The organism is Paraburkholderia sediminicola (assembly GCF_902859805.1).
GTDB classification, from domain to species: Bacteria; Pseudomonadota; Gammaproteobacteria; order Burkholderiales; family Burkholderiaceae; genus Paraburkholderia; species Paraburkholderia sediminicola.
Genome location: NZ_CADIKC010000001.1, coordinates 1,522,274 through 1,542,077 on the forward strand (window position 1 = coordinate 1,522,274; position 19,804 = coordinate 1,542,077).

Annotated in this window: 17 protein-coding genes; 13 read left to right on the forward strand and 4 right to left on the reverse strand. The window is 61.1% G+C overall.

Annotation, left to right across the window (positions count from 1 at the left end; genetic code table 11):
* The first annotated feature begins 52 nt into the window (after positions 1-52).
* The 7 genes from R8871_RS06850 to R8871_RS06880 all read left to right on the forward strand — a co-directional run bounded on the left by R8871_RS06850 (position 53) and on the right by R8871_RS06880 (position 6,411).
* A complete protein-coding gene (locus tag R8871_RS06850; protein ID WP_175049632.1) occupies positions 53-787 on the forward strand; it encodes a methyl-accepting chemotaxis protein in 735 nt (244 codons plus the stop codon).
* Positions 784-1,323 carry a hypothetical protein gene (locus R8871_RS06855; protein ID WP_175049633.1) on the forward strand — a complete coding sequence of 180 codons (540 nt, stop codon included), beginning with the start codon at positions 784-786 and terminating at the stop codon, positions 1,321-1,323. The genes R8871_RS06850 and R8871_RS06855 overlap by 4 nt, the downstream gene beginning before the upstream one ends.
* 51 nt (positions 1,324-1,374) lie before the next feature.
* Positions 1,375-2,346, forward strand: coding sequence for a chemotaxis protein CheX (locus tag R8871_RS06860; protein ID WP_175049634.1), 972 nt, complete (start codon positions 1,375-1,377; stop codon positions 2,344-2,346).
* Between the two features lie 21 nt (positions 2,347-2,367).
* Entirely contained in the window at positions 2,368-2,733 is a 366-nt protein-coding gene (locus R8871_RS06865; protein ID WP_028196001.1) for a response regulator, read from the forward strand.
* Between the two features lie 117 nt (positions 2,734-2,850).
* The gene (locus R8871_RS06870; protein WP_175049635.1) at positions 2,851-3,699 is read left to right on the forward strand and encodes a class II glutamine amidotransferase; all 849 of its coding nucleotides are present in this window, start codon (positions 2,851-2,853) and stop codon (positions 3,697-3,699) included.
* Between the two features lie 147 nt (positions 3,700-3,846).
* Positions 3,847-5,016 (forward strand): porin, encoded by a 1,170-nt coding sequence (locus tag R8871_RS06875; RefSeq protein ID WP_175049636.1) that lies wholly within the window; start codon positions 3,847-3,849, stop codon positions 5,014-5,016.
* A gap of 648 nt (positions 5,017-5,664) precedes the next feature.
* On the forward strand, positions 5,665-6,411 hold the full coding sequence (locus R8871_RS06880) for a winged helix-turn-helix domain-containing protein (protein WP_097394932.1): 747 nt from the start codon (positions 5,665-5,667) through the stop codon (positions 6,409-6,411).
* A gap of 66 nt (positions 6,412-6,477) precedes the next feature.
* Here the strand turns inward: R8871_RS06880 and R8871_RS06885 are convergent, their stop codons facing one another.
* Positions 6,478-7,236 carry an SDR family oxidoreductase gene (locus R8871_RS06885; protein ID WP_175049637.1) on the reverse strand — a complete coding sequence of 253 codons (759 nt, stop codon included), beginning with the start codon at positions 7,234-7,236 and terminating at the stop codon, positions 6,478-6,480.
* 149 nt (positions 7,237-7,385) lie between these two features.
* Positions 7,386-8,348 carry a GlxA family transcriptional regulator gene (locus R8871_RS06890; RefSeq protein WP_175050025.1) on the reverse strand — a complete coding sequence of 321 codons (963 nt, stop codon included), beginning with the start codon at positions 8,346-8,348 and terminating at the stop codon, positions 7,386-7,388.
* Between the two features lie 253 nt (positions 8,349-8,601).
* Between R8871_RS06890 and R8871_RS06895 the strand changes: the two genes are divergently transcribed.
* Both R8871_RS06895 and R8871_RS06900 read left to right on the forward strand, forming a co-directional pair.
* Positions 8,602-9,240 (forward strand): HD domain-containing protein, encoded by a 639-nt coding sequence (locus R8871_RS06895; protein ID WP_093634363.1) that lies wholly within the window; start codon positions 8,602-8,604, stop codon positions 9,238-9,240.
* Positions 9,241-9,506: 266 nt separating this feature from the next.
* Positions 9,507-9,800: a hypothetical protein gene (locus R8871_RS06900; protein WP_093634364.1), complete on the forward strand. Its 294-nt coding sequence runs from the start codon at positions 9,507-9,509 to the stop codon at positions 9,798-9,800.
* Between the two features lie 54 nt (positions 9,801-9,854).
* Here R8871_RS06900 and R8871_RS06905 read toward each other — a convergent pair whose 3' ends face one another.
* Both R8871_RS06905 and R8871_RS06910 read right to left on the reverse strand, forming a co-directional pair.
* Entirely contained in the window at positions 9,855-11,441 is a 1,587-nt protein-coding gene (locus R8871_RS06905; RefSeq protein WP_175049638.1) for a Na+/H+ antiporter, read from the reverse strand.
* Positions 11,442-12,310: 869 nt separating this feature from the next.
* Positions 12,311-13,036: a GntR family transcriptional regulator gene (locus R8871_RS06910; protein ID WP_030102283.1), complete on the reverse strand. Its 726-nt coding sequence runs from the start codon at positions 13,034-13,036 to the stop codon at positions 12,311-12,313.
* Positions 13,037-13,198: 162 nt separating this feature from the next.
* On the opposite strand from R8871_RS06910, the gene R8871_RS06915 reads away from it, so the two are divergent.
* The 4 genes from R8871_RS06915 to R8871_RS06930 all read left to right on the forward strand — a co-directional run bounded on the left by R8871_RS06915 (position 13,199) and on the right by R8871_RS06930 (position 19,803).
* Positions 13,199-14,419, forward strand: a complete 1,221-nt coding sequence (locus R8871_RS06915; RefSeq protein ID WP_175049639.1) for a pyridoxal-phosphate-dependent aminotransferase family protein — start codon at positions 13,199-13,201, stop codon at positions 14,417-14,419.
* 263 nt (positions 14,420-14,682) lie between these two features.
* Complete coding sequence (locus R8871_RS06920; RefSeq protein ID WP_175049640.1) at positions 14,683-15,969, forward strand: MFS transporter; 1,287 nt, start codon at positions 14,683-14,685, stop codon at positions 15,967-15,969.
* 39 nt (positions 15,970-16,008) lie between these two features.
* On the forward strand, positions 16,009-16,758 hold the full coding sequence (locus R8871_RS06925; RefSeq protein ID WP_175049641.1) for a 2-keto-4-pentenoate hydratase: 750 nt from the start codon (positions 16,009-16,011) through the stop codon (positions 16,756-16,758).
* A 24-nt stretch (positions 16,759-16,782) separates the two neighbouring features.
* On the forward strand, positions 16,783-19,803 hold the full coding sequence (locus R8871_RS06930; RefSeq protein WP_175049642.1) for an FAD-binding and (Fe-S)-binding domain-containing protein: 3,021 nt from the start codon (positions 16,783-16,785) through the stop codon (positions 19,801-19,803).
* Position 19,804: the final 1 nt, after the last annotated feature.

Here is a 19,804-nt window from a genome sequence, read left to right on the forward strand (position 1 = left end):
TTGGTCGAGCGCTGATTGACGCGCTTCGCGACGGACTTCGGAAGGATAGGTTGTGATTCAACAGTACGTATTGGCGGCGGTGGCAGGCAGCGCGATAACCGCGCTGCTGGCTTTTGTCGCGCACAAGTTGCAAAGCGCGAGGCTGACGGCACGGTTGCGTGACGAAGCCGACGCACGGATCAAGGCGCTATCGGCGGAACAGGCGGACCACAGTGAAGTGATCCTCGAACGCGAACAGGCCGCGCAGGACATGGAAGCGTTGGCTGCACAGTTGCGTGAGGAGTTGAGGCAGCAATCGGCCAGCGTCGACGAGCTGCGCGCAACGTTGAAAGCGGCGACCGACGACAAAGACCAGTGGGCGCATCAGGCGCGACAGATCGCCGGCGAAGCTGCGCGTCTGAAGAGCCTCGGCGCGACATTCGAGCGTTGGCACGAGCAGATGATCTCGCTGATGACGCAGAACCACGACATGCACGCGAAGAATCAGGAGTTGTCGTCGATCGTCCGGCATGTGGTGATCGTGTCGCTTAACGCGTCGATCGAGGCTGCGCGCGCGGGTCCGGCAGGACGTGGCTTCGCGGTGGTGGCGAGCGAGGTCCGGGCGCTCGCTGCGCGTTCTGAGGAATTGTCGAAAAGCTATCGCGACAGCCTGCACCGCAACGATCTGACCACGACCTCCACGTTCCAGGACATCCAGGCGGGCGGCAAGATGATTGCGGCGTCGCTCTCCAGCGTCGAATCGCTCGCCAATCAGTTTCACTCGAAGCTGCACCAGGTGCCGGCGTGATCACGAGCCAGGCGAAGGACAGCTTCGAACGCATTTTCCGCAAGGCGGCAGAGGCGCGTCTGCCGCAGAATTCCGGCGATACGTGTGAAATTGTGCCGCTCGCGGAGGCCGGCGAGGGCGCGACGAAGGACACCCAGGTGGTCGTGCTGACCATCTCGTCGATTGTGTTCAGACTGCTGCTGATCCTGCACTTCGACGAAAACGACAGCACGCGTGGCTACTACCTGAAAGAAGCCGACGAGCGGCCGTTTCAGGAAGCCTTTCTGGAAATCTGCAATCTGTGTTGCGGCGCGATGAATCAGGAACTGCTGCGCTATTTCCCGGACCTCGGCATGTCGACGCCTTATGTGCTGAGCGCGCGTTGTCTCGGGCATCTGCCGGCATTGAAGCCAGGTTTGCTGTCGTCATATTCGGTCATGCTGAACGGTTCCGTGCAACTTGCCGCGACGGTATGCGTGTGCGCCCATGCGCCGATCGACTTCCTGGCCGACACGAGCGCGATCGAAGAATCCAGCGGCGAGCTGGAGTTGTTTTGAGAGTTGGGGTTTGACCATGACGTCGATGTCCGCAGCGAGCAGGAACGCGAAATGAACATGAACAAGCCGGTCAGCAAGGTGCTGGTGCTCGACGACTGTCCCGTGCACAAAGAGGCGCTGAAGCGCTTTTGCGACGAGCACAATCTGGTTGGCGTGAAAGTCGGCAAGAACCGCTTGCAGTCGGTACTGCGCTCGAACATCGATCTGGGCGCGGTTCTGTTTGCTGAAGGCTACGGTGGCTCAGCCGAAGCGAGCGCCGATATCGCGATCAGGATCAACGCGGTGCGCCCCGAGCTGCCGATCATCATCCGGCGGGATGACGATCCGAGCGTCGAGAGTCTGCCGGAGAGCTTGCGCCGTGTGGTCTGCGCGGCCTACGTCGCGCACGATATGGCGCCCTTGCGCAAGGTGATCGACGAATACATCTTCAGCCTGGACTATCCGAACGCGCTGGTGCGCGGCATCGCCGACATGACGCAGGCGATTCTCGGCGACGTGTTCAAGGACCTGACCATCACGTGCGACACGCCTTATATCGTGCGCGACCGGATCATCTTCGGCGAGGTGTTCAGCCTGATTCCGCTGGAGAGCGCGTGGTGCCGCGGTTACATGATGATGCAGGCGGAAGAGGCGCCGATTCTCGAACTGATCGATCGTTATCGGATGAGCGAGCACGCGGAAGACGGCGAAGCGAACTTCCGCGATCTGAATGGCTTGCTCGGTGAAGTGACCAATCTGATCTGGGGTTCGTTCAAGAATCGCTATGTCGGCGATGCAGGCGCCTGGCTGGGCAGCCAGGTGCAGGTGCCGCTGCTGGTGAATCACAAGCACAAGTACATCTCGTTCGGCAGCGGCAATCCACAACTGTGTTTCATGTACTCGCTGACGGACCCGCAGACGGGCGGCTCGGTCAAGCTGCATCAACGCTTTGTGTTCAGCCTGAGCTGGTCGCCGGAGGACTTCAAGGAAGTCACGGACGACGTCGGCGCGATGGTCGAAGCGGGCGAACTGGATCTGTTCTGAATGTTGTCATAGGAAACAAACATGTCGAAAATTCTAGTGGTAGATGACTCGAGCACCGTGCGCGACGAAGTGGCCGGCTTTCTGAAGAAGAACGGCCTGGACGTCGACACGGCGGTGGACGGCAAGGACGGCCTTGCAAAACTGAAGGCCAGCCCGGGCATCAAGCTGGTGATCAGCGACGTCAACATGCCGAACATGGACGGCCTGACGATGGTCGAAAAGATTCGCGGCGAACTCGCAAACACAACCGTCAACGTCATCATGCTGACAACCGAGAGCAGCCCGGCGATGAAAGAGCGCGGCAAGGCGGCGGGCGTGAAAGGCTGGATCGTCAAGCCGTTCAAGGGCGACGCGGTGCTGGAAACGTTCCGCAAGCTGGCGAGCTAGACGCCGCAAGCGCGGCAGGCCGGGCAAAGGTGAGGGTTTTCGGGAGCCCGTGCGCCGGTGATTTGCAAAGCATGATTCGCTATAACGGCGGCGGTTGAAACACGCTAGTCTGCGAGCATGTGCCAACTGCTCGCCCTCAGCTGCGCCGAACCCACCGACGTCAGTTTCTCGCTGACGGGCTTTGCCGCACGCGGCGGCCTTACGGACCATCATGTAGACGGCTGGGGCGTGGCGTTCTACGAGGACCGCGCATGCCGCGTGTTCGTCGATGAAAAGCCCGCGTATCAGTCGCCGGTGGCCGAGTTTCTGAAGAGCCATCCGATCAAATCACGCAATGTCGTCGCGCATATTCGCAAGGCGACCCAAGGCGGCGCGCGCGTGGAAAACTGCCACCCGTTCATGCGAGAGTTGCGCGGCCAGCAATGGGTATTCGCGCATAACGGCGACCTGCAGCCTCTCGGTGAACCGGAGCAAGGTCCGTATGCACCGGTCGGCACGACCGATAGTGAAGCGGCGTTCTGCTTCATCATGAATCGCCTCTACGCGCGTTTCGCCAATCACGCGGACACCGATGACATCGACGCGGTATTCGACGTTATCGAGCAGGCGACGCACGCGCTGAACCCGTATGGCATTTTCAACTTCGTGCTTTCGAACGGCACGGCACAATTCGCGTACTGCTCGACGCGTCTCTCGTACGTGATACGTCACTGGCCGTTTTCGAGCGCGCGTCTCGTCGATGGCGATCTTTCAGTCGATTTCGCCGAACGTGGCACGCCGGCGGATCGCACGGCAGTGATCGCCACCACACCGCTCACCGATGAAGTCTGGACCACCTGCGAACCAGGCGATCTGTTGATGTTCCGCAGCGGCGCGCTGTTGCGGCGCGCACACGTACCCGTTCCCGCCGAAGTCCTCGCCACCGCGAAATACGCACCTTCCGAACTGTCCGCCATTCCGGCGTGACATCGCGCGAACGCGTGGCCTTAGAAGCGGCCACGCTACCGGCACTTTCATATTCATCGAAGAATTCGTTAGTTTGCCGACACAAATTCCTCTCGTATCGTTTCGCCAGATTTAAACAAATACAACATTGATACGGGAACTCCAAAAATGAAACGTCTTTCTCTCCTCGCATTGCCCGCAGGTCTTTTGTTTGCTGCCGGCGCTCAGGCACAGAGCAGTGTCACGCTATACGGTATCGTCGATGCCGGTATCGCCTATGTTCACAACGCACAAAACGCGAGCGGTCAGAATCAGTCGACGCTCGTGAAGTTCAGCAGCGGCAACCTGTCTGGCAGCCGCTGGGGCCTCAAGGGTATCGAAGACCTGGGCGGCGGCCTCGCCGCTGTGTTCCAGCTCGAGAATGGCTTCAACATCGGCACAGGTGCGCTTGGGCAAGGCAGCCGCGAATTCGGCCGCAAGGCGGTGGTTGGCTTGTCGAGCGGCACGTGGGGGACGGTCACCCTTGGACGTCAATACGACCCGGTGGTCGATCTGGTTCAAGGCCTCACGGAAGACAACTACTTCGGTGGTGTATTCGGCACGCCTGGCGACCTGGACAACTACGACAACAGTCTGCGTGTGGGCAACTCGGTCAAGTACGTGAGCCCGCTGTTCGCCGGCTTCCAGGTCGAGGCACTGTACGGCGTGGGTGGTGTGGCGGGTGCGACCGGCAGCGGCCAGACGTATAGCTTCGGCGCGGCCTATGCAAATGGGCCGTTGTCGCTCGGCGCAGGTTACTTCTACGCGAACGGCGGCAACACCACGACGACGGCGAATGTGCGGACGTGGACCAGCAGTTCCGATTCGCTGTTCAACACTGTCATCAACGCGGGATTTGCAACCGCGAAGTCGATTCAGATCGTGCGGGTTGGCGGACAGTATGTGATCGGCGCGGCGACGATCGGCGCGGCCTACTCCAACACGCAGTACGCGAACGACGCGTTCTCCGTTTTCAGCAGTACGGCCAAGTTCAACAACGGCTCGGTGTTCTTCAACTATCAGATCACTCCGGCATTGCGCACGGGCGTTGGCTATAACTACACGTCGTTGACGGGCCCGAGTTCGGCACACTACAACCAGGTCAACCTCGGTGCGGACTTCGCGTTGTCGAAGCGCACCGAACTGTATGCACTGGCGGGCTATCAGAAAGCGAGCGGCAACACGCTGAACGCGAGCGGCAAGGTGGTGAACGCCCAGGCATCGATCGGCGATTATGGCGTGAATTCAGGGACCAACAGCCAGGAAGTGGCGGTGGTCGGGATCCGTCACAAGTTCTGATTGCCTGGTTGAACAAGCCGGTTGCCTTGATGGCGGCCGGCGTTCCGAATGTCCTCGCAAAACCCAAAGGTGAGAATATTCGGGAGCGCGATGCCGCCGCGCACACGTGAGTCGCACCCCATCACCCCGCCTCACCCTCCAACTATTCCATCGACGACTCCCGCCAGCATTTTTTAGGCAGATCCGCCACTGGTGCGGAATGCGAGCGCCTGACACACATCGCCTCTTACCTGGGTATGCAGATTACTCGACCTCTTCCAAAGGTGAGGGTTTGCGGGAGTAGCCAGTTCTGAACCATCGGTTGCCCGCCCAGCATGCCTTTGCGGCCTGTCCCCAAGCTTGAAAGGTGAGCGTTTTCGGGAGCGCTCTGATGGGCACTTCGCGCCTGATCCCGTTCGCTCCGTACCAAAGGTGAGATTTTTCGGGAGCCGGCGTGCGCATCGCAAGATGATTCTGCGAGCTTTCCCATATCACGTTCTGCGTTGAAAGAGTTGGGAAGAAATTGCCAACCTTGGGGGCTGTTCCGCGTTTTGAGAATAGCGGCATACAGGGAAGATGGCGACGCGGACGACAAGCGGTCAGCGGATTTGCTATTCCCGCAAGCCATCGCCTGTCTCTGAAAACCGATCGTCTCCTGGAATCAGTTGGATGAGTCAGCACATTCTCTTTGTTGGCGCCGATGCCGGTTTAACGGCAGTAGTGGGCGAATCTTTACGTGGGCAGGGCTGCGGTGTGTCCGCACGTCCGCATTGCGCCGGACTGAAGCACGTGGTCGAGACGGAGCGGCCGGCGTTGCTGGTGCTCGACGTCTCAGCACCGCACGGCGACGGCCTTGCCGTATTGCGCGACTTGCGCATGAGCGGCAACGACGTGCCGGTGATTTTGCTGTCGGCGAGCAGCAAGGCGATCGATCGCGTGATCGGTCTCGAGCTCGGCGCCGACGATTTCATGAGCAAGCCCGCCGACCCCGCCGAATTGCTCGCCCGCATTCGCGTGCTGCTGCGCCGGCGCGGCGCGCTCGCGCCTGGCGCGCCGGAAACGCGGCCGCCGTACCGCTTCGGGCGATGCGAACTGAACTTCTCCGCACGCGAATTGCGTCGCGACAACGAGCATTTCGCGCTGCGCAGCTCCGAGTTCGCATTGCTGAAAATCTTCGTCAATCACGCGATGACCGTGCTCACGCGCGTGCAACTCAACGAGAAACTACGCGGCAATAGCGTGCTGCATCAAGGGCGGAGTCTCGATGTATCGATCTGGCGGCTGCGGCGTCTCATCGAGATCGATCCTTCCGAGCCGCGCTATGTGCAGACGGTGTGGGGACGCGGCTATGTGTTCGTGCCGCACGGCGAGATTGGAGCGGCCGAGCGCGGCGTGATGGTTGCGCCCGGCGTGTGAGGTTCGGCTTCTCTGCCGAAAGATCAGCCGAAAGGTGAGGTTTTACGGGAGCACGAAGCTCGCGTATCAGGCCTGCTTCGCGACCTCGCGAATGTCGGCCACCGGCGTTTGCCCGAATGCATCGCTGAAGGCGTAGTCGAGCAGCTGGGTGGCGCATTGTTCGGGCGTCGAAAGCTGGCCGTTGCGCTTGAGGTCTTCGAATTTTTCGCGCATCGGGAACTGTTCCTCGCCGCTGCTGCGAATTTCCGCCTGCATGTTCGTATCGATAACGCCAGGCGCCAGGCTGCAGATACGCAGCGCGCGATTCGCGTCGAGTGCAACGGCGCGTGCGTGATGATCGAGCGCGGCTTTGGTCGCGCAGTAGATGCTCCAGCCGGGATACGCATTGCGCGCCGCGCCGCTGGAGATATGCATGATGCGCCGGTCTGTCGCGTCGACGCTGGTTGCGGCAAGCGCGCTCGCCAGCATCAGCGGCGTGGCCACGTTCAGGCTCACGGCGGTCGCGATGTCGGCGGCGTTCTGGCCTTCGATCGGACCGATCGGTTGAACCATGCCTGCGTTGTTGATCAACAGTACGCTCTGCGCGCCGCTGACGAAGCTACGCAGTGCATCGGTCGCGACCCACTGCGCGACGCGCGTGGGATCCGAAAGCTCGAGTTCGATTTCGTCGAGCAGTGCCGGGAAACGCTCTTTGAGCGTGGCGTGACGCGAGCGGGACAGACCCAGTACCGCGACGCCGCGCGTCAGCAGTTGTTCAGCGAGGGATGCGCCGAGGCCGCGAGTGTGACCGGTAACGATCGCACGGATCGGAGAAGAGGGAGACATGTCGTTCCTTGTGATCGTTCGCTTGAGAAGGCCGCTATTTTCTCACGCTATGTCTGATGCTTGCAGCGGCGCCGGTGTTCAGGCTGCGTTCTGGCGGCGCGCAAGTTGCTCTCCTGCCTGCCGCCTATGCCGTCACCATTCTATTTCCCTCAGCCAGAGCGAAAGCGCTCGCGATATTGCATCGGCGTGACGCCGATTCGCTTCGTGAAGACAATGCGCATCCGGTCCGCCGTGCCGAAGCCGCAATCGTAGGCAATCGCCTTGAGCGCGGCATCGCTGCTTTCGAGCAACTTGCGCGCTGCATCCACGCGTGCGCGCTCGACGAATTCGTGCGGCGTCACTCTGGTTTCCTGCACGAACACGCGGGCGAAATTCCGCGCGCTCATTCCGGCGACGTCCGCCAGTTGTTTGACCGTAAAGCTCTCGCGAATCCGTTCCATGACGTGTGCCTGCACTTTAGCGACCGGCGAGGTGTCGTCCGCGGGTGCCGTCAAGTAAGGGCTGAACTGCGATTGACCGCCTTGTCGCTGCGCAAACACCACCAGCCGTTTGGCGACGGCGAGCGCCGTATGTGGCCCATGATGTTCGGCGACCAAAGCAAGCGATAGATCGATGCCCGCCGTGACGCCCGCCGACGTAACCAGGTTGCCGTCGCGCAGATAGATCCGGTCGAAATCGACATGGGCTCGCGGAAACTGCTCGGCGAGCTGTGCGGCGTGCTGCCAGTGCGTCGTGACTTTGCGCGCGTCGAGCAGCCCCGCGTGGCCGAGTGCGAACGCGCCGGTGCAGATCGAGCCAAAACGCTCGCATTGTGTGGCGGCTCGCGACAACCATTCCAGCAAACGTGTATCGGGCGCGGCGCCATCGGGCAGTGCGGGGCCGCCTGCAACCAGCGCAAGATCAAACGGCTGGCGTGCCTGGTCGAACGTGGCATCGGCGACGAGCGTCATGCCGTTGGACGCGCGCAGCGGACCCGGCTCCGCGCTGAGCAGCGTGACCTCATAGCGATCCTGCGGCGCGATGAAGCGATTGGCTTCGGAGAACACATCGACCGGACCGGCGACGTCGAGCGCCTGCACGCCTGGAAAGATCGCGATCGCGACGGTAGGCATCGAATGATCTCCTTTGACGATGGATAGGAATCCGCGGCCTGCGGCAGTCAACGCGGTGCGTTTGGCAGTGTTCAACGGTCCGCGACGATTGCCCGCGACCGCCTGCTGACCAATACTGAACTTCATCGGACGCGCTGCTCGACGGGTCAAATAGGCAGCCAGAAAAAGCATCGCGGACCAGCATACCAAACGCGCTATCGAGTCACAAAGACCGCGCGTCGGGTTCACTCAAGTCTTTCATGGAGCACTTCACATGACCACGATCGCAGGCATCCAGATTCCCGATAGCATGATGGCGCGCGAAGCCACGCAGCTTGTGCGCGACACCGAAACCGAGCTGCTCTATCACCATTCGCGGCGCGTTTTCCTGTTCGGCTCGCTGGCCGGCGCGCGCAAGCAACTCAAGTATGACCCTGAGCTGCTGTACATCGGCGCGATGTTTCATGACATGGGACTCGTCGCGCCGTATAGCAGCGAGCATGACCGCTTCGAGGTGGACGGCGCGAACGCGGCGCGTGACTTTCTGCAACGCCACGGGATCGGCGAAGACGATATCGAGCAGGTGTGGAACTCGATTGCGCTGCACACCACGCCTGGGATTCCGCAATATATGAAACCTGTGGTTGCGCTGGTGACGGCGGGTGTGGAGATGGACGTGCTGGGCCTCGCCTATGACGAATTCACCGAACACCAGCGCCATGAGGTAATCCACGCTCACCCGCGCGGCGCGCATTTCAAGGAAGGCATCATCGACGCATTCGCGCACGGCACGATCCACAAACCGGAGACGACCTTCGGTAACGTGAAGGCAGATGTGCTGGCACTGAAAGACCCGCATTACCATCGCGAGAATTTCTGCACGATGATTTTGGGGTCGTCCTGGAAGGATTAATTAGTCGGCGTGCCGCGGCGAAAATGACAGCCGCGTAGAAGAAATATTATCGGCACGATTTTCATCCAGCATGTCATTTCCAGTCAGCGTTCGCGACTAAATCCATGAAACACCCGGTCGATCGTGTGCAGCGGTCAGGCCCGGGTGTTGCATCCTCAGACCCGGCATGTGCGACGGATTCATCGCGGCAGGCCAGTCTGGGCACCTGAATGTCGCTTATGCGGCCCTCCTTGAAGCCGGGCTGCTCTCATAAGACTGGAGATGAAATGAAATCGATCCGAGCCGTACTGATGTGCGGATTGCTGCCGCTCGCGCTTGTAGCGGGTTCTGTGCAAGCACAGGGAATAGGACGCGCCGGCACCTATCTGATGCCGCCCGAGTACAGCATGATGATGGACAAGCTGACTCCTGAACAGCGCGCTCAGGCCATCGGCATCCAGCAAAAAATGATGCAAATGGACATGGAGTATCAGGACACGATGGCGCAAATGGAGATGAAACACGCGCACGAGATGATGCAGATGCAAAATCAACTGCTGGATATTTTCAAAGGCCATTGACGTTCACCGCGGTTCGACCGGTTCGCGTGCGGACTCACGTCAGGCGCGGCCCGGTCATCCTCTGCCATGCAACGCGGCGATCTCCTGCAAATCGAGATCCCGTTCCAGTTCGGTTAGCAGTTCATCATGAATCATCCCTGACCGATGCATCCGCAACAACTCGCTACGACCGGCTGCCACGGCGGCGAGCACAACGTCGTAATGCGCGACGCGAACGTCGGCGGGATATTCCGTCAGGTCCTGGTGGGTTTCCGTCATCTGCGCTCGATAGCTGTATTGCTCCAGCAGGCGCGGATGAATCACTTGTCCCTCGGCGTCGTGCACGAGCGGTTGGATCGCGGCGAATTGAGCCGCTTCCAGCCTCGCCCATGCCTGAGGCTCGGTCAAATGCTGCTCGTTGCGCTCTTTCACGCTATCCAGTTTGACCCAGCGAATCAGTGCGCCGATCGTGGTGCCTTGCCCGAGCACGGTCACGAGAATCACCGCGAACGACGCGACCAGAATCAGATCGCGTCCCGGCATCGCCTCAGGCAACGAGAGCGCGATCGCCAGCGTCACCACGCCACGCATGCCGGCCCAACTCGTCACCGTCGACGAGCGCCAGTCGAGTGCAATGTTTGCGCGCCGCGTCACTTTGCATACGAGTCCCTTCAACCATTCGACGGCAAACACCCACACGAAGCGCGACAGCACCACGGCTGCGATCACGGCGCCGACGGCGGGTGTAAACGCGGTCAATGCGTCGCCGACGCCGCCCAGCCGCACGATCACGCCGCGTAGCGACAGCCCGATCAGAAGGAACACGAGCGCTTCCATCAGGAAGATCAGGACTTGCCAGAAAGCCGTGCCGCGCATGCGCACCGAGGCAGAGAAAATTTCATGCTGATGCCAGCCGAGCACCATCCCGCAACTGACGGTCGCGATGACACCCGAGACGTCCAGCATGTCGCCGGCGATGTAGCTGAGCCACGGGGAGAGTGCGGATGCGGTGATGATGAGGTAGACGTCGTCGAGATAGCGCAGCAGCCTGACGACCACGAAGCCGATCGCGATACCCACCGCCACGCCACCCAGGCCGAGCACCGCGAACCGCTCGACCGCGTGTTGAGCGTTGAACGTGCCGGTCAGCGCGGCCGCGACGGCGAAGCGGAACAGCACGATGCCGGCGGCGTCGTTGAGCAGGCTTTCGCCTTCGAGGAGCACCATCAACCGGCGCGGCAGCGCGACACGTTCCAGCACGGCCTTCGCGGCGATGGCGTCAGGCGGCGAGACGACCGCGCCCAGCGCGAAGCACGCGCTCCACGGTAAAGACGGTACGACCCAATGCACGACCATACCGACCGCGAGGGTCGTGAAGGCGACCGCGCCGATCGCGAGCAGCAGGATGCCGCCGAGATTGCGCTTGAATTCATCCCATACGGAGAAGTAGGCGCCGTCCATAAGGAGCGGTGGCAGGAACACGACCAGAACCAGCTCGGGATCGAGGTTGATGCGGGGGAGTCCAGGCACGAAGGCCATCGCGGCGCCGCCGACCAGGAGCGCTGCGGCCGGAGGGAGTCGTAGCCGTTTGGCGAGCAGTTGGAGACCGATCATCGCGCCGAGCGACAGCAGGACGAGTTTGAAGCCCATGACGGAGGACATGCGGGAGCCTCGGCGGGTGGCTGGGGATTACTTTTTATCACAGAGCAAGGGTATTGCCTGCGGCTGGGCCGACGGGGGATATATCTATTGCATCAAGTACTTGAGTTGACTGTGGGTGGGTTGTGCACAGGCTTGCCCACAATTTGTGGGGATAAGTTTTTGGATGCTCGGCGCTTTTTGGGCCGTGTTCTTGGGGCTTTGGCCTTTCCTTGTTTTGTTAGTGGTCTATTAGCGTTCCCCCTGTGCGGGGGGGCACCTACTTTTCTTTGCTTGCCGCAAAGAAAAGTAGGCAAAAGAAAGCGGCTCAAACCGCTAATGCTAAGTGGGCTCCGTGGTCTGCTGCGGGTAGTGGTGCGACTGGAATCCGTGCTCTCGCGCATTCCGCGCTAGTGACAAAGGACTCGTCAGCTCCCACTCCGCACTGCGTGCGTCGCGGACGGGTATGCATGGGAAACCACGGGCTTCGTTTTTGCGCGGCGGGGGCCATCGGCTTCGTCTCGGCGGGGTGTCGAAGCGACAAAGGAGATACGCGCCGGCCACCGCGCCGAAGAAGGTGTGAGCGCGAAAACGCAGTGATCGGTTTGAGAGATACGCTTCGGCGCGCGCAGCGCCGCCGGAAGAATGACGCCCTTGTCACTGGCGCATGCAGGTGCACGAACCCAGATTCCAGATGCACCACTACCTGTAGCAGACCACGGAGCCCGCTTAGCATTAGCGGTTTGAGCCGCTTTCTTTGCTTATCTTTCTTTGCGGCGGCAAAGAAAGTAAGTGCCGCCCCGCACAGGGGCAACGCTAATAGACCACTAACAAATCAAGGAAAGGCACCAAAGCCAGAACAAGGACAAAAAAGCGCCGAGCATCCAAAACCCTTATGCCTTCAAAACCGAAGCCGCCACCTCCTCCCGCGACTGCACCTGCAAAACCGCATCCCGCTTATCCAGCAAATGCTGCCGAAGAATCGCGCTCAACTTCTTCCCATCCCTCGCCTCGAGCGCCTTCAACATCTCATCATGATCATGAATCGCGCTATCCCACTTGGGGATCTGAAAATTCGACCGAAACCGCAGCGCCTGCAAGCGCCGATTAACCGCGACATAAGTCTGCCGCAGTGCTGAATTTCTCGCCGCCTCATTGATCTTGTCGTGAATCGCCTGGTTGCGGCTGTAGTACCCGGCCAGATCGTTCTGCGTCCTGCAAGCCAGCATCGCGTAATGCAATGCCTTGATCTCGGCGAGCTCCGCAGCTGTCATCCGCTCCGCCGCCAGTTCGCCTGAAAAAGCTTCAAGACCGCTCATCAACTCGAAGGTCTCACGCAACTCGGCTTCCGACATCTTCGACACCGACGCACCGCGATTCGGCGAAATCTCGATCAGCCCTTCAGCAGCCAGAACCTTCAGCGCCTCCCGCAACGGCGTGCGCGAAATCCCGAGCGTCTCGCACAACTCGCGCTCGTTCAGTTTCTTGCCCGGCTCGAGCACCCCCTCGACGATAAAGCGGCGAATGTGCTCCACCACCGTGTCGTGCAAACGCTGACGCTCCACCTTCGGCATCAGCGGAGAAGCGGCCACACCCGCATCGAAATCCGAATTTTGCATACAAAAGCCCCCAACATCGTGTTAGGTACGATTTTATCGGAACCATGCAGATTAGTTAATAGCACGGGTAAACACCGGTATCTGCAGGCAATTTTCGCCTTGGGATCATCACGGATCATCTGATATAGTTTTTTGCATGCAAAATTCAATCGGAGGAGCCCAATGCTCAAGCTAGACTTTCACCCCGCTGGCCGTCACTTTCTGCAGATCCCGGGTCCGAGCCCGGTGCCCGATCGCATTCTCCGTGCGATGAGCTACCCGACCATCGATCACCGCGGCCCCGAGTTCGGCGAACTCGGTCTGAAGGTGCTCGAAGGCATCAAGAAAATCTTCAAGACGCAGCAACCGGTGGTGATCTATCCGGCCTCCGGCACCGGCGCTTGGGAAGCGGCGCTGTCGAATACGCTGAGCCCTGGCGACAACGTACTGATGTTCGAAACCGGTCACTTCGCGACGCTGTGGAAAAAGATGGCGGAAAGCCTTGGGCTGAAGCCGGAGTTCATCGGCTTGCCTGGCATCGAAGGCTGGCGGCGCGGGGTTCAGCCGCAGATGATTGAAGAGCGCCTGCGCGCCGACACGCAGCACGCGATCAAGGCCGTGTGCGTCGTGCATAACGAAACCTCCACGGGCGTCACCTCGGATATCGCCGCCGTGCGCCGCGCGATCGACGCTGCCGGTCACCCGGCGCTGCTGCTGGTCGATACGATCTCGGGGCTCGCCTGTGCCGACTATCGTCATGACGAATGGGGCGTCGACGTCACCGTGTCCGGCTCGCAAAAGGGCTTGATGCTGCCGCCTGGCATCAGCTTCAACGCGATCTCGCCGAAGGCATTGGCCGCCAGCAAGCAGGCCAAATTGCCGCGCAGCTTCTGGGACTGGACCGACATCGTCGAGATGAACAAGACCGGTTACTGGCCGTACACGCCGAACACGAACCTGCTGTATGGGCTTCACGAGGCGTTGGAGATGATTCTCGGCGAAGGGCTCGACAACGTGTTCGCCCGTCACGAGCGTCTCGCCGAAGCCACCCGCCGTGCGGTCCGCGCGTGGGGTCTGGAGATCCAGTGCGCCGATCCCGCTGTGTATAGCCCGGTGCTCACCGGCGTGATGATGCCCGAAGGCATCGATGCCGACGCCGTGCGCAAGCTCATCTACGAACGCTTCGACATGTCGCTCGGCACGGGTCTCGGCAAGATGAAAGGCCGCATGTTCCGCATCGGCCACCTCGGCGACTGCAACGATCTGATGCTGCTGGCGACGCTGGCAGGCTGCGAAATGGGTCTGCGGCTCGCGGGTGTGCCGCTCAAGGAAAGCGGCCTGCCTGCCGCTATGGAATGGTTGAGCCAGCCGACCAAAGCCTCGGGGCTGAAAGCGGCGGCTTAAGCGATAGAGCGCCACGCGCATCGGTGCTCAGCGCATCGATGCGTCAGCGCCTCTGCCTGACAGGCAGCAAGCAGCAGGCAGCAAGCAGCAAACAACAGGCATCTCGCAGCAAGGGAAGGCGGGGAGCACTTCCCTCACGAAGCCGCGCATAGAACGCGGCTCATGGACAACATGCGATGGACCCACAGCGTATGCCGCTGACGGGCGACGACGCAGCGCGCCATTCCAGGCGCGCCGTCGATAGACTGCAATGGAGAGAGGCGATGAAGCGGTTTCGTGTGAGCAGTGCGACCAGTATCGTTCTAGTGATGCTATGCATCATGTACTTCATCACTTACCTCGACCGCGTCAACGTCAGCACCGCGGCCGCAGGGTTCGGCAAGGAGTTCGGTCTCTCGCATACGGAAGTGGGCCTGGTGTTTTCGGCCTTCGCTTATCCGTATCTGATTTTCCAGATTATCGGTGGCTGGGTCAGTGACCGCTTCGGTGCAAAACGCACGCTGATTTTCTGCGGTGCTATCTGGGGCGTGGCGACTTTGCTGACCGGTTTTGCCGGTGGTCTCGTTTCGTTGCTGGCGGCGCGTGTGTTGCTGGGTTTCGGCGAAGGCGCCACGTTTCCTGCGGCGACGTCCGCGATGGCGCGCTGGGTCGCGAAAGAAAAACGCGGCTTTGCGCAGGGCATCACCCACGCGGCATCGCGTATCGGTAACGCGGTGGCGCCTGGCCTGATCGTGCTGGTGATGGCGACCTGGGGCTGGCGCGAATCGTTCTACATTTGCGGCGTATTCAGCCTGTTGTGGGTGGCGGTGTGGGCGTTCACGTTCACCGAACATCCGAAAGATCATCCGCGTATCACGAACGAGGAACTCGAAGTCCTGCCCGCGCCGAAGCCGAAAGCGGCCGGCGTGCCGTGGAAAAAACTGTTTCGCCGCATGTGGCCGGTCACGATCGTGTACTTCTGCTACGGCTGGACCCTGTGGCTGTTCCTCAGCTGGATTCCGCAGTACTTCCTGCACAGCTATCACCTGCAACTGCAGAAGTCGGCGATCTTCGCATCGGTCGTGTTCTTTGCCGGCGTACTCGGCGACACGCTCGGCGGCATTGTGACCGACTGGATCTTCACGCGGACCCGCAGCCTGAAGTGTGCCCGGAGCTGGATGGTGTCGGTGTGCATGTTCTTTTGTCTGCTCTCGCTGATTCCGCTGATGTTCACGCACGATCTGTATCTGTCGATGGCGTGTCTCGCTTCGGGCTTCTTCTTCGCCGAAATGACGATCGGCCCGATGTGGGCGATTCCGATGGATATCGCGCCGGAATACTCGGGCACCGCGAGCGGCATGATGAACACCGGCTCGGCATTGGCCGCGATCATCTCGCCGGTGGTCGGCGGATTCCTGATCGACTACTTCGGCAGCTGGGAGTTACCGTTCGTCGGCAGCATGCTGTTGATGGCGATCGGCGTGGTGCTCGCGTTCCGCATGCAGCCGGAAAGCAAGTTCGAACTCGGCGCGGCCGATAAAGCGCACGCTACGACCGGCGTGGGCGCGTAAGCAGATCGCGCGCCATTCCCTCTCTTCGTCTTTAAAGCAATGACAACATCACTGAGTCAACGTCTCGCTGACGTACGCCGCAATCATTTGACGCTCGATGCGTTGCCGCCTGAGCAAACGCCCGCCGACAGCGCCGCCGCCTACGCGATCCAGCACGAGATCCTGCGCGTGCTGGACGCGCCGATCGGCGGCTGGAAGATCGGCGCGAAGTCCGACAGCGGCCCGATCCAGGGCGCACCGTTACCGGCGAACGATCTGCACGTCGACGGCGCACGGTTGCCGCGTGAAGCCTTTGCCCCGCTGGGACTCGAACTGGAGATCGCATTCCGCTTCAGCCGCCGCTTCGAGCCGTCAGCAACACCCTATAGCGAAGCCGACGTGCACGCTGGTATCGGCTCGATCGGCGCGACCATCGAGGTTGTGGCGAGCCGTTACGCAGACTGGCCCAAGGTCGACAAGCTTGCGCAGCTCGCGGATTTGCAGAATCACGGCGCGCTGATCGTCGGCGAATTTACGCCGTATCGCGAGGACTTTCCGTTTGTGGCGCCGTCGCTGCATTTCAGCTTTGAAGGGCGTGACGTGGTCGAGGCGACGCCTGCCAATCCGGCCGGCGATCCGCGACGCCTGCTGACGTGGCTCGTCAATCACGCCACGTCGCGCGGCATCGCCGTCACGCCGGAGATGGTCGTCACGACCGGTTCGTACACCGGCATGTTTTTCCCGCAGAGTGCGGGCACAGCGAGCGGGCGTATTGAAGGGCTCGCGCCGATCAGCCTGACGCTGTACTAGCCCGCTTTCCTATAGGCCGACGATATGACGAACCCCACTTCCGCTTTACTCGTCAAGCCGATCCATCTGGTGCCGTCCGCCGCACGGCTGACTTCGCCGCTCGCGCAGCATCTGCGCAAGGCTTTGCGCGGCGACGTGTTGTTCGATGCGGCGAGCCGCGGCCGTTATTCCACCGATGCGTCGATCTATCAGATCACGCCGATCGGCGTGGTGGTGCCGCGCGATCAGGACGATCTGCGCATTGCGCTGGAAATTGCACGCAGCGAGAAAATCCCGTTGCTCGCGCGCGGCGCGGGCACGAGCCAATGCGGTCAGACAGTCGGCGAGGCGCTGGTGATCGACACCAGTAAGTGGCTGAACAACATCGTCGCCTTCGATGCCGACGCGCGCACGGTGACAGTCGAACCGGGCGTTGTGCTGGATCATCTGAATGCATGGTTGAAACCGCATGGCCTGTGGTTTCCGGTCGACGTTTCGACGGCGGCGCAGTGCACGATCGGCGGGATGGCCGGCAACAACTCGTGCGGCTCGCGTTCGATCGAATACGGCAATATGGTGCACAACGTCGAGGCGATCGACGCCATTCTCGCCGACGGCAGCGAAGCACGTTTCGCCTCATTGCGCGAGGCGCCGCAAGGCGCACGCTTGCAGCAGATTGTCGAAGGCGTGAAGCGGATCGCCGAGCGAGAACGTGACGAGATCGTCGAACGCATACCGAAAGTACTGCGTCGTGTCGCGGGCTACAACATCGACGTGTTCGATTGCCAGAACCCGCGCGCCTACACCGACGACGGCATCGCGAATCTCGCGCACCTGCTGGTTGGCTCGGAAGGCACGCTTGCGTTCAGCCGGCAATTGACGCTGAAGCTCGCGCCGTTGCCGACGCATAAGACGCTGGGCGTGGTCAATTTCCCGACCTTCTGGCAGTCGATGGATCTCACGCAGCACATCGTCAAGCTGAAGCCGGTGGCTGTGGAACTGGTCGATCGCACCATGATCGATCTGGCGATGAGCAATCCCGCCTTCCGTCCTGTGATCGAGAAGGCGCTGGTCGGCGAGCCGCAGGCCATTCTGCTGGTGGAATTCGCGGGTGAGAACCGCGACCAGCAACTCGCGTCGCTCAAGCAACTCACCGAACTGATGGCCGATCTTGGCTTGCCCGACTCGGTCGTCGAGATGCCTGCCGCGAGCGAACAGAAGGCGCTGTGGGAAGTCCGCAAAGCCGGGCTGAACATCATGATGAGCATGAAGGGCGACGGCAAGCCGGTTTCATTCATCGAAGATTGCGCGGTGCCGCTCGAACATCTCGCGGAATACACGAGCCGCTTGACCGAAGTCTTTCACCGCAACGGCACCGAAGGCACCTGGTACGCGCATGCGAGTGTCGGCACGCTGCACGTGCGGCCGATTCTCGATATGCGGCGCGACGGCGCGGTAAAGATGCGCGCAATCGCTGAAGAAGCGGCGGCCCTGGTGCGCGAATACAAGGGCGCGTATTCCGGCGAGCACGGCGACGGCTTGTGCCGCGGCGAATGGGTGGCGTGGCAATACGGGCCGCGTCTGAACCAGGCATTCACGGAGATCAAGGCGTTGTTCGATCCGGACAACCGCTTCAATCCCGACAAGATCGTGCGTCCGCCGAAGATGGACGACGCGCGCAATTTCCGCTTTGCACCGGGTTACAAAGCGCAGCGGATTGATACCGCGCTCGACTGGTCCGCATGGAACGTCGATCGCGATCCGCGGACGGGGCAGGAGACGCTGCCGGGCAGTGGCAACGATCTTTCGGGCGGTCTCGCGAAGGCCGTCGAGATGTGCAACAACAACGGCCATTGCCGCAAGTTCGATGCAGGCACCATGTGCCCGAGTTATCGCGTGACGAAGGACGAGCAGCATGTGACGCGAGGACGTGCGAACACCTTGCGTCTGGCGATTTCCGGGCAACTCGGCGAGGCAGGACTCGCCAGCGACGACGTCAAGGACACGCTCGACCTGTGCGTCTCGTGCAAGGGCTGCAAACGCGACTGCCCGACGGGCGTCGACATGGCGAAGTTCAAGATCGAGGCGCGGGCGGCGCGCGTCAAACGACACGGACTGCGTCTGCGTGACAGGTTGGTGGCCTTCATGCCGCGCTATGCGGCAACGGCAAGCCGCGTGCCGGGCTTGATGGCGCTGGCCGACAACGTGCCGGTGTTGTCGGCGTGGTTCAAACGCTCGGTGGGTTTTGCGCCTGAACGCACGTTGCCGCGTTTCAAGAAATCGTTTCTGTCTGACGCAGCGACGGCCAAGCCGCCTCAAGGCAGCGCACTGAAAGAAGTGCTGTTGTTCGTCGATACGTTCAACAACAACATGGAGCCGGAAAACGCGCGCGCCGCGCAGCAGGTGTTGGAGGCTGCGGGTTACACGGTGCACTTCAATACGCGCCAGGGCGAACGCCCGGTGTGTTGCGGCCGCACGTTCCTCGCGGCCGGTCTGGTCGATGAAGCAAAGCAGGAAGCGCGACGCATGCTCGATCTGTTCAAGCCGTTCGTGGAGCGTGGCGTGCCGATCGTCGGGTTGGAGCCGTCGTGTTTGCTGTCGTTGCGCGACGAGTTTCTGCACTATGGTTTCGGTGAAGAAGCACAACGTCTTTCGAAGCAGGCGTTTCTATTCGAAGAGTTTCTGGTGCGCGAGGAAAAGGCCGGCCGCTTGCAGCTTGCGTTGAAGCCGCTGGCCAAGGAGCAGGCGCTTGTACACGGCCACTGCCATCAGAAGGCCTTCGACGCGTTCACGCCCGTGCAAACCGTTCTGAACTGGATTCCTGAACTGAAGGTGTCGACGGTCGAGTCTTCGTGTTGCGGCATGGCGGGTAGCTTCGGCTACGAAGCCGAGCATTACGCGACATCGCAGGCAATGGCGGAATTGTCGCTGCTGCCCGCGGTGCGCAAGATCGACGGCAATACGGTGATGGTCGCGGACGGCACGAGTTGCCGGCATCAGATTCATGATGGCGCGGGCGTCGACGCAATCCACGTGGCGCGCGTACTGGCGATGGCGTTGCAGTGAG